At 50.5% G+C, this 11,450-nt stretch carries 7 protein-coding genes and 1 pseudogene; 7 read left to right on the top strand and 1 reads right to left on the bottom strand.

Annotated elements, in window-relative coordinates; translation table 11 throughout:
• Nucleotides 1-34: 34 nt before the first annotated feature.
• The 7 genes from CHL74_RS01645 (at nucleotide 35) to CHL74_RS01675 (ending at nucleotide 11,334) form a co-directional block, all read left to right on the top strand.
• Complete coding sequence (locus CHL74_RS01645) at nucleotides 35-412, top strand: RidA family protein (protein ID WP_094879389.1); 378 nt, start codon at nucleotides 35-37, stop codon at nucleotides 410-412.
• A 79-nt stretch (nucleotides 413-491) separates the two neighbouring features.
• Entirely contained in the window at nucleotides 492-1,769 is a 1,278-nt protein-coding gene (locus CHL74_RS01650) for an alpha-L-fucosidase (RefSeq protein ID WP_254923189.1), read from the top strand.
• A 101-nt stretch (nucleotides 1,770-1,870) separates the two neighbouring features.
• Nucleotides 1,871-3,211: a hypothetical protein gene (locus CHL74_RS01655; protein ID WP_094879391.1), complete on the top strand. Its 1,341-nt coding sequence runs from the start codon at nucleotides 1,871-1,873 to the stop codon at nucleotides 3,209-3,211.
• Nucleotides 3,212-3,282: 71 nt separating this feature from the next.
• Nucleotides 3,283-5,766 carry a glycoside hydrolase family 95 protein gene (locus tag CHL74_RS01660; RefSeq protein ID WP_094879392.1) on the top strand — a complete coding sequence of 828 codons (2,484 nt, stop codon included), beginning with the start codon at nucleotides 3,283-3,285 and terminating at the stop codon, nucleotides 5,764-5,766.
• Between the two features lie 40 nt (nucleotides 5,767-5,806).
• The gene (locus CHL74_RS01665) at nucleotides 5,807-6,811 is read left to right on the top strand and encodes a S41 family peptidase (protein WP_254923190.1); all 1,005 of its coding nucleotides are present in this window, start codon (nucleotides 5,807-5,809) and stop codon (nucleotides 6,809-6,811) included.
• 560 nt (nucleotides 6,812-7,371) lie between these two features.
• Nucleotides 7,372-9,975: a hypothetical protein gene (locus tag CHL74_RS01670; RefSeq protein WP_141241193.1), complete on the top strand. Its 2,604-nt coding sequence runs from the start codon at nucleotides 7,372-7,374 to the stop codon at nucleotides 9,973-9,975.
• An 897-nt stretch (nucleotides 9,976-10,872) separates the two neighbouring features.
• On the top strand, nucleotides 10,873-11,334 hold the full coding sequence (locus CHL74_RS01675) for a hypothetical protein (RefSeq protein WP_094879395.1): 462 nt from the start codon (nucleotides 10,873-10,875) through the stop codon (nucleotides 11,332-11,334).
• 13 nt (nucleotides 11,335-11,347) lie between these two features.
• Here CHL74_RS01675 and CHL74_RS16075 read toward each other — a convergent pair.
• Nucleotides 11,348-11,450 (bottom strand): annotated as a pseudogene (locus tag CHL74_RS16075) (ISAon1 family transposase); the annotation flags it as partial.

Consider the following 11,450-nt stretch of genomic DNA (forward strand, 5'->3'; position numbering starts at 1 on the left):
ATATATAAACCCTAAAAATAATATCATTACAACTATGAACAAGCAGATTAGTACAGACAAGGCTCCTGCAGCAATCGGTCCCTATTCACAGGCTATCGAGGCAGGCGGCATGGTATTCGCATCAGGTCAGTTACCCATCGATCCCGCTACGGGCGCATTCGTTGAGGGTGGTGTAAAGGAGCAGACACGTCAGTCGCTCACCAATGCACAGAACATCCTTCGCGAGGCAGGTGTCGACCTTTCTCACGTCGTAAAGACCACAGTGTTCCTCTCAGACATGGCCAACTTCGGCGCTATGAACGAGGTTTACGCTGAGTTCTTCACACAGCCGTTCCCGGCACGCTCAGCCGTTGCCGTGAAGACTCTTCCGAAGGACGCATTGGTAGAGGTGGAATGCATTGCCGTTAAGTAATACAGTACGTCTCTTCACCCCAATAAATCATTGTATGAAAAGATGTATCACATCAGCCCTCCTTGCCATTTCGGTGGCAATGGGGGCTTATTCGGTTACGCCGAAGGCTGCCGCAGAGGACCATTACGTACCCACCGCAGAGAATCTTGAGGCACGCAAGGAATTTCAGGATGCCAAGTTCGGCATCTTCCTTCACTGGGGTCTCTACAGCATGCTCGCCACCGGCGAGTGGACAATGACCAACAAGGACCTCAACTATCGCGAGTATCAGAAACTGGCTGGCGGATTCTATCCGTCACGCTTCAACGCGCATGATTGGGTGGCAGCCATCAAGGCTTCAGGAGCGAAGTATATCTGCTTCACCACCAGACACCACGAGGGCTTCTCGATGTTCCATACCAAGTATTCTGATTATAACATCGTGGACGCCACACCGTTCAAGCGCGACATCGTTAAGGAGCTTGCTGACGAGTGCCACAAGCAGGGCATCGGTCTTCACCTCTATTACTCACACATCGACTGGTGGCGTGAGGATGCTCCGTGGGGCCGTACGGGCAGAGGAACAGGACGTCCCAATCCCAATGGTGACTGGAAGAGCTACTATCAGTTTATGAACAATCAGCTGACAGAGCTGCTCACCAACTACGGCAAGGTGGGAGCCATCTGGTTTGACGGCTGGTGGGATCAGGACCAGAACCCGTCGTTCGACTGGCAGCTGCCCGAGCAGTATGCCCTTATCCATAAGTTGCAGCCCGCCTGCCTTATCGGCAACAACCATCACCAGACACCGTTCGAAGGCGAGGACTTCCAGATGTTCGAGCGCGACCTGCCTGGTGAGAACACAGCCGGACTCTCAGGCCAGCAGATTTCGCGTCTGCCTCTTGAGACTTGCGAGACGATGAACGGCATGTGGGGATATAAGATCACTGACCAGAACTATAAGTCGGACACCACTCTCGTTCATTACCTCGTAGGAGCAGCCGGACGCAACGCCAACCTCCTCATGAACATCGGCCCGCAGCCGGACGGATGCCTTCCTGAAGTGGCTGTGGAGCGACTCAAGAAGATGGGCGAGTGGATGAAGGTGTACGGCGAGACCATCTATGGCACACGCGGAGGCTTCATCGCACCGCATGACTGGGGAGTGACCACGCAGAAGGGCAACCGCCTCTTCGTACACATCCTTAACCTCCAGGACAAGTCGCTCTTCCTGCCGCTTGGCGACAAGAAGGTGCGCAGCGCTGTCGACTTTGTTAGCCGTCGCGCCGTAAAAACACAGAAATGTCAGGGCGGCGTAGTTATCAGCTTCGATAACGTACCGACCGAAATCGACCGTGTCGTTGAACTTCAACTATAATCTTATATAAAAAACGGTGTCTATGCGGAAGTAATCTTCGCGTATAGGCACCGCTTTGCATTTAAATAAATCATTATTTTCACTATCAAATTCATATTACTATGACCAAACGACTACTCCATTTCATCACGCTTCTCTTCGTGATGCTGACTACGATGTCACTCAATGTGGCAGCCGACACTTACTCTGTTGCTCCGTCTCAGCTCCAACCTAAGGTTACAGTCACTCCTTCTGACGAATACGTGAACGTGCCAATCCGACTTACGAACTGGGGTACCAACCCTGTAAGCCAGATTACGTACACGCTTTTCGATCCAGATACCAATGAGACATCCGAACCCATCAACATGGACTTCGAGACACCGTTTGCTGATAACCTGGATGTGAATATCCCCATCAAGCCCGGAACAAAAATCGGTGAGTCGGATGTTACGTTAAACATAACGCATGTGGACGGCCATTTCAACGAGGTGACAATACCGTATACGATGATTACACGCAGCACTGTGCTGCAGGCTCCTAAGAAGCGCGTTGTCTTTGAGGATGTTACTGGTCTGTGGTGTCAGTACTGTCCGCGCGGCATCGCCATCATGGAGTATATGGAGCGCATCCATCCGGATGACTTTATCGGCATCTCCATCCACGACGACGCAATGAGGACAAACGCATATACAGAACTAATGTCTAAATGGACTGGCAGACCGTATATTACGTTTAACCGTTACGAAAAGGTGAACTCTTACACCGGTGAGGGCGAATACTATATGGCTATGAATCAGACTGCCAGCTTCGACATCAACGTAAAGGCAAACTTTGACGAGAGCGGCAATAACATCATCGTCTCAACAGACGTGCTGCCGTGCCTCCCCACTGCCGAGAACGACAAGTACGAGGTGGCTTACGTGCTTACTGCCGACGGACTGAAGAACGACAAGTGGGTACAGAATGTTGCCGCAGGCGAATGGGACGGCATCGAAGGACTGCCGGAGGAATACGCTCCCTTCTTGGGCGGCGTATCACAGGTGAGTGGTCTGACGTTCAATCAGGTTGCCATCGCCAGCAAGGGTGTTGAGTATGGTGTGGAAGGCTCGCTGACAGCTCCTTACACAGTAGGCGAAATGCAGAAGCCCACTGTTACGTTCGAGAACATCTCACAGCACAACCTCATTCAGGACCGTTCCAAGCTGAACGTTTGTGCATTGATAATCTGCAGCACCATCGACCCGAACACCAAGGCCGTAACAAAGACTGTTATCGACAATGCTGCCAAGTGCCGCGTAGGCAATGACAATTCAGAGACCGGCATCAAGGAACTCACCGACAGCGCTGACTCTGCCATCACAGGCTATTACTCGCTCGACGGACGCCGTCTGAACGCACCTGCCAAGGGCGTCACAATCGTGCGTTATGCCAATGGCAAGACCATTAAAATACAGAAATAAATAGATGAAAGGCGAGAATGTGTCACGACACATTCTCGCCTTCATCCGACTAATCCAACTAAAGCAAAAGCATGAAACTATTATCTCTTTATTCTCTTTTCTTGTTGTCTCCGCTGACAACTACCGCACAAACCCAAACGCCCCTTACTTACTGGTTTGACACTCCCGTATCTCTGCGCGGACAGGCCATCTGGTATGGCGGCCATCCCGAAAACTTCACCGGCGGTAAGAAGCCCATCTCTGCCGGCGACACCGCCACCAATCCCGACTCAGACTGGGAGTCGCAGTCGCTGCCTATAGGCAATGGCTCGCTTGGTGCCAATGTTCTCGGCTCCGTTGAGGCTGAGCGCATCACCTTCAATGAGAAGACGCTGTGGCGCGGAGGTCCCAACACCAAGAAGGGAGCCGACTATTACTGGAACGTCAACAAGCAGTCGGCGCATGTCATCGCCGACATCCGCAAGGCGTTTGCCGAGAACGACTGGGAGCGTGCCTCACAACTGACTAAGAAGAACTTTAACAGTGAAGTGCCGTACGAGTCGTACGCTGAGGATCCGTTCCGCTTCGGAAGCTTCACCACAGCCGGCGAATTCTACGTAGAGACCGGGCTTAGCGCAGTCGGAATGACTGGTTATCGCCGTTCTCTCTCGCTCGATTCCGCCCTTGCCGTCGTGCAGTTCAGCAAAGACGGAATTGACTATCGTCGCGAATACTTCATCAGTCGCCCCGCCAATGTCCTTGCCGTACGCTTCAAGGCATCTCAGAAAGGCATGCAGAACCTCACCTTCTCGTATGCCCCCAATCCCGTTTCGGAGGGCAAGCTGACCGCCGTAGGATCTGACGCCCTGCTGTGGGACGCCCGTCTGGACAACAACGACATGCAGTACGCCATCCGCATCAAAGCCATCAACCACGGCGGAACGCTGATCAATGAGGGCGGACGCATCACGGTGAAGGGTGCTGACGAGGTGGTGTTCCTCATCACCGCCGACACGGACTATCGCGCCAACTACGACCCCGACTTCCATGACCCCAAGGCATACGTCGGTGTCAATCCGCTTGCCACCACCGCTACGTGGCTCGATAAGGCTGCGGACAAAGGCTATGACAGTCTGCTCAAGGAGCATTATGCCGACTATCATAACCTCTTCAGTCGCGTAAGCCTTGACCTTATGGGCGACAACACCACCTTCACCGACATGCCCATCAACCGACGCCTTGAGGCTTACCGTCAGGGAGCCAAGGACCCCTACCTTGAGCAGCTCTATTATCAGTTCGGCCGTTACCTCCTCATCTCTTCGTCGCGCCCCGGCGATATGCCAGCCAACCTTCAGGGAGTATGGCATAACAATGTGGACGGACCGTGGCGAGTGGACTATCACAACAACATCAACCTACAGATGAACTACTGGCCGGCTTGTCCGACGGCGCTTTCCGAATGCGAGCAGCCCCTCTTCGACTTCATCCGCACGCTCATCAAGCCCGGAGAAGTGACGGCAAAGTCATACTTCGGTACACGTGGATGGACCACATCCGTGTCGGGCAATATCTTCGGATTCACCACGCCGCTCTCCAGTGAGGACATGTCGTGGAACTTCTCTCCGTTTGCCGGACCGTGGCTCGCCACTCATCTCTGGAACTATTATGACTTTACCCGCGACCGTCGTTTCCTTGCCGAATATTATGACATTCTGAAGGGAAGCGCCGACTTTGCCGCTGACTATCTGTGGCATCGTCCCGACGGAGTATATACAGCCGCACCGTCCACCTCGCCCGAACACGGACCCGTGGATGAGGGAGCCACCTTCGCCCACGCCGTCATCCGTGAGATTCTCCTCGATGCTGTTCAGGCAAACCGCACACTCGGCAAGGACGCCAAGGAGCGCCGCCAGTGGGAGGACGCGCTGAAGCATCTGGCTCCGTATAAGATTGGACGTTACGGACAGCTGATGGAATGGTCGAAGGACATCGACGACCCGAAGGACGAGCATCGCCACGTCAATCATCTCTTCGGACTCCATCCAGGCCATACCGTTTCGCCCGTCACCACACCCGAACTGGCTAAAGCAGCAAAGGTGGTGCTCGAGCATAGAGGCGACGGAGCCACAGGATGGTCAATGGGATGGAAGCTCAATCAGTGGGCACGTCTGCATGACGGCAACCATGCCTACACTCTCTATGGCAACCTGCTGAAGAACGGCACCCTCGACAACCTTTGGGACACGCACGCTCCGTTCCAGATAGACGGCAACTTCGGCGGTACAGCCGGCGTCACTGAGATGTTGCTCCAGAGTCACATGGGCTTCATTCATCTGCTCCCTGCCCTGCCTGACGCATGGGCAAAGGGAAGCGTGACGGGTCTGCGTGCAAGGGGCAACTTCCATGTGGACATCCATTGGGAAGGCGGCAAGCTCCAGAAAGCCGTCATCCGCTCCGGATCAGGCGAGCCGTGTGAGGTGCGTTACGCTGACAAGACGCTTCGCTTCTCCACAAAGGCTGGCAAGACGTACGTCGTAGGGCTGGACACCAACGGAAACATTAAGTTAATGAAGTAAAAACGTATATATAATGTATATAAGGAACACATCACTCAAGATGCTCCTTGGCCTTTGCTGCGCGGTTTGTCTCTGCATGCTTTCCTCATGCGTTGACGAGGACGAGTATGCCGACAATCCGCGTGGCAACTTCGAGGCTCTGTGGAGCGCCGTGGACGAACATTACTGCTTCTTCGACTATAAGAAGAAGGCGTACGGACTGGACTGGGACGAGGTGCATGAGCGTTACTCACGTCAGATTGACGACCGCATGACGTCCGTGCAGCTCTTCGAAGTGCTTGGCAATATGCTCGGCGAGCTGCGTGACGGACACGTCAACATGTATGCGTCGTGGGACGTGGCGCGTTACTGGTCGTGGCACGAGGACTATCCCTCCAACGTCAGCGACACGCTTCTCTCGCGTTATCTCGGCACCGACTATCGCATTGCCTCGGGCTTGCGCTATCGCATCCTCGACGACAACATCGGCTATGTCCGCTGTCCGTCCTTCGCCAATCCGATGGGGGAGGGCAATCTTGACGACGTGATGATGTATCTCGCTACGTGCAACGCCCTTATTGTGGACATCCGCGACAATGGGGGCGGACTTGTGACGAGTGCCGAACAGCTGGCGGCAAGGTTCACCAACGAGGAGACACTCGTCGGATATATGCAGCACAAGACGGGTAAGGGTCGTAACGACTTCTCGAAGATGGCGGAGCAGCGCCTCAAGCCGTCGAAGGGTCTGAGGTGGCAGAAGCGTGTGGCTGTACTTACCAACCGTGCCGTATACAGCGCCGCCAACGAATTTGTGAAGTACATGAAGTGTTTCCCCAATGTCATCGTCGTCGGCGACCGCACGGGTGGCGGTGCCGGCATGCCCTTCTCTTCGGAACTGCCCAACGGATGGAGCGTGCGTTTCTCCGCATGCCCCATGTACGACAAGGACGGAGTGTCCACCGAGTTCGGCATCGACCCCGACTATAACGTCGGTCTCTCGCAGGACGATTTGTTGAAGGGCGAGGACACAATAATAGAGCGTGCCAGACATTTGCTGGCAGAATAGGCAGGGCTTTGACAAAAACCAGACTCCACAATCCGCTTGTGCTTTTCGAGCCTTAGGCAATTCCTTTATGTCCTATATGGTCTTGTGAGAACAAGTTCTCACGACCATATATGCCATAAATGAATGAGAGGCTGTTGCCTCTCTCGAAAAGCACAAGCGGAAAAAACAAAGAAAAACACAAGGTTATAAAATCCTGTGATTAACAAGGCATACAGTAGGAGCTGTGGGCATTCTTGCTTTGTTATTTATTGACTTTTGCTTAAGTTCTTACTTTTGACTTTACTTCCTGTGTAATCTTGTGTTTTTATATGTTTTTCCGCTTGTGGTCGTGGCTGCGTGGCTACGGCGGGACGCCATAGCCTCCTAAGTTAGTATTGTCTGCTTGTCAATTCACGCGCTAAATTCACAAGTGGGGCTATTTTGTTAAGAATTGGCCATTTTTTGTAAGAAATATCCTACTGACTTGAGCGTAAAACCGCTTTCTTTGCAAACGTAAACCACGCCTCTTTCGGGGCATGGCACAACACAAAAACTTGTTTAACATACTAAAACCCACTATTATGAAAAAACTAAACTCACATCAGTATTCGGTGCCAAGGGGGAACACTCCTTTTACCACCATGTGGCTACGGATGTTCTTTCTGTGCATCGTAGCTGTTATGTCGTCCGCGTTAGCACAGGCGCAGACCAAATACTACAACATTGAGGTTGCCGGCGTCGCAGTGTCAAGTGATAACTGCGCCGATCTCAGTGTCATCCCAGGCGTGGAGGGAAAGATAAACTTCGATCCTGAGACCAACACTCTCTACATGAAGAATGTAACCATCAATTCTGAGAAAGACGGTATTGTGGCTTTAAATCAGACTAAAATTAAGATTAAGATTGTTGGTGAAAACAGCATCACTTCTTCACGTACTCCCATACTTCTCAAAAAATCAAAAACAATTATTTATGGTAGTGGAGAGATAAGGCTGAACACTTCAGAATATAGTGCACTGAAAATGTCGAATTCTTCGCTCACTATCGAGAACCTATATCTTTATGCCGAAGGCAAGTGTGGCATAGCAGGAGAAAATAACGACAATGATGTGCTCACCATACGCCGCTCATACGTTGAGGCTACTGGCAGCGAAGGTTCTGTCTGCGGCATCAGTGGGCTCACTCTTGAAGAAAGCTTTATCCAGCAGCCTGAGAACGCTGAGTACAACAAGCAGCGTAAGAGCGTGACGCTCAACGGAGAGACTGTTACCGACAAGGTGGTTGTCGAGCCAACGATAATGTATTACGGCCTCACGATATGTAACGCAGACGTATCGACCCGCAACTATAATGACCTCAGCGTCATTGACGGCGTGAAGGGAAAGTTAAGTTACAATCCTGATACAAAAACACTTACTATGGAGGATTGTACCATCAATTCTGTTTATACTGGAATCTCGATTTCAGATGAAGACATTACGGTTGAGGTGCTTGGCAATAACAGTATTACGACAGAAGGTGTAGGCATACTTGTCAAGCAGCCATATTGTGCTATTAGCGGATCAGGAACTCTAAGTGTTAACAGTCCTATAGAGGGTATCATCATTTTTGATGAGCCTCTCACCATCGAAAACGTCAAGCTGTTTTTTAAAGTAGATACGGGAATAGATGGATACAAGAATGGTTCAGATCTCACCTTGAAAAACGTATACGCTGAGTTTGATGCACGTGTGGCTATGAGCAACATTAATAGCCTCACACTTGACGGCTGTTACATTACACAGCCACAGGGCGCTGCCTTTGACGCTGCTCGTAAATCTGTGATGCTTGATGGAAAGTATGTTGGTAATCTGGTGATTGCACCTCCAGTGGACTATGGCTTCTCAGTGGCCGGCGAAGATGTTACAAGCCTTAACTGCGCTGACCTCAGCTTCATTCCTGGCGTGGAGGGAAAGATGAGCTACAGCCCCAAGACGAATACCCTCACGATGCAGGATGTTACCATCGATAATGTCGATAATGGTATTTTTATTAATAGTAGCAGTGAAGGATTGAACATTGAGGTGCTTGGCGACAACAGTATTACGACAGAAAATGTATGTATTACAGGCTGGAATAAACCTTGCAATATTAGCGGATCAGGAACCCTCAGATTGAAGAGCGCTGAATCTGCAGGAATATATGCCTTCTGTTCGCAGACTGTTATTGAAGGTATCAAGCTGTATACGGAAGGTTTATATGGCATAGGAGGATATGATGGCGAGAGTGGTGAGGAGCTCATAGTGCGCAACGCTTACGTTGAGGCTACTGGCAGCAACGGTTCGATCTGCGACTTCCAGAACGTCGTTCTTGACGGATGCTCCATCACCCAGCCCGCTGGCGCTGCTTTCGAAGCAGGCTTGCATGCTGTGGCGCAGAACGGAGAGAAGGTCACCGACATTGTGATGATTGAGCCTGATAAGTATGGCATCCAAATAGCCGGTGTGGCCGTGACTGGGGATAACCGCAATGACCTGAGCGTTATCAATGGTGTAGAGGGAAATGTGAATTACGACCCTCAGACCAACACTCTTACCCTGGAGGATGCCACAATCAGCAGTGCTGACGATAACGGCATTTTGGTGAATGATTATGTAAAGATATTGATAAAGGGCACAAACACAATAGACTCACATTGGGCAGGTCTGTGTGTGGAAGACTGCTCATCCTCTATCAGCGGAAGCGGCACACTCGTTCTGAAGAGCGATGACCATTGGGCGCTAAGCATTGATAATTCTGACATCACTGTCGAGGACGTTAAGATAAGTGCCGAAGGCATGTGGGGAATAGCCGGAACTGGCAAGTCGACAGCTGCGCTCACCATACGCAACGCCTACGTGGAAGTGACGGGCACCAACGGCTCTGTCACCGACATTACCGATCTCATCCTTGACGGATGCTCCATCAAGCAGCCGGAAGGTGCTGTGTACGACGCAGGGAAGAAAGCCGTTGCGCTCAACGGCGAGGTGGTCACCGCCAAGGTGGTGATTGAGCAAGACGCGAGCGGCATCAACGACATCACAGCAGACGTGCCCGCACGCAAGAAGGGCATCTTCACCGTTCAGGGCGTGAAGCTTACGCAGCAATGGAACGAGCTCCCTGCCGGAGTCTACATCGTGGACGGCGCGAAGCGAGTGAAGAAATGATTAGACATGTTTTTTGGGACAAGAAGACATGAAGACATGTTTTTTGGGAAGGACGGCCATATTCTTCATCGTAAGAGTATTAACCAACGGTTCTCGGTGCATGGGCGGGCTGCTATACTTATAACACATTCTCGTGCGTAAAGCTAATGTCTGCGGCTCCTACAGTTTGCTACCGCGAGAAAAACCTGTCTTCATGTCTTCCTGTCTAAAAAACCTGTCTTCATGTCTAAAACTTCCAAATCAAAATTGGATAACTCACAATCGCAGGCGAAGCCGAGAATAATTCAAAACTCAAAATTCCTAATTCAAGATTCGGGCGATATGACGGCCGAATAGGCAGGGCTTTGACAAAAACCTTTATCCACAGTCCGCTTGTGCTTTTCGAGCCTTCGGCAATTCCTTTATGTCCTATATGGTCTTGTGAGAACAAGTTCTCACGACCATATATGCCATAAATGAATGAGAGGCTGTTGCCTCTCTCGAAAAGCACAAGCGGAAAAAACAAAGAAAAACACAAGGTTATAAAATCCTGTGATTAACAAGGCATACAGTAGGAGCTGCGGGCATTCTTGCTTTGTTATTTATTGGCTTTTGCTTAAGTTCTTACTTTTGACTTTACTTCCTGTGTAATCTTGTGTTTTTATATGTTTTTCCGCTTATGGTCGTGGCTGCGTGGCTACGGCGGGACGCCATAGCCTCCTAAGTTAGCCTTGTCTGCTTGTCAATTCACGCGCTAAATTCACAAGTGGGGCTATTTTGTTAAGAATTGGCCATTTTTTGTTAAGTTTATACAATTGACTTGAGCGTAAAACCGCTTACTTTGCAAACGTAAACCACGCCTCTTTCGGGGCATGGCACAACACAAAAACTTGTTTAACATACTAAACCCAACTGATTATGAAAAAACTAAACACTAACAAACAGTCAATCATCCAACGGCTTCTTGAGAGATCTCCAAGAGGCGGCGCATGGATGCGCATGTTCTTCATGCTTATATTAATGATGATGTCGTCAGCATTAGCGATGGCGCAAGACAGCTATGGCTTTAAGATTGCCGACGTGGAGGTGACGAGTGAAAACAGTGCTGACCTCAGTGTCATTGAGGGAGTGGAGGGAAAGATTAGCTACAATCCCGAGACGAATACCCTCACGATGCTGGATGTTACCATCGATAATGTCGATAATGGTATTTTTATTAATAGTAGCAGTGAAGGATTGAACATTGAGGTGCTTGGCGACAACAGTATTACGACAGAAAATGTATGTATTACTGGCTGGAATAAACCTTGCAATATTAGCGGATCAGGAACCCTCAGATTGAAGAGCGCTGAATCTGCAGGAATATATGGGCTCACCTGAAAAAGTGTGTGGATTAAGCATACAATCTTGTTAGTCTGAAGAGAAAGAATTTCTTGTCAATGATACCCCGAAGTTGTGCTCTGAAATGCTTGACTTTTGCATTGAAAGATTCTGCA

This window comes from Prevotella sp. 885, assembly GCF_002265625.1.
In the GTDB taxonomy this organism is placed as follows: domain Bacteria; phylum Bacteroidota; class Bacteroidia; order Bacteroidales; family Bacteroidaceae; genus Prevotella.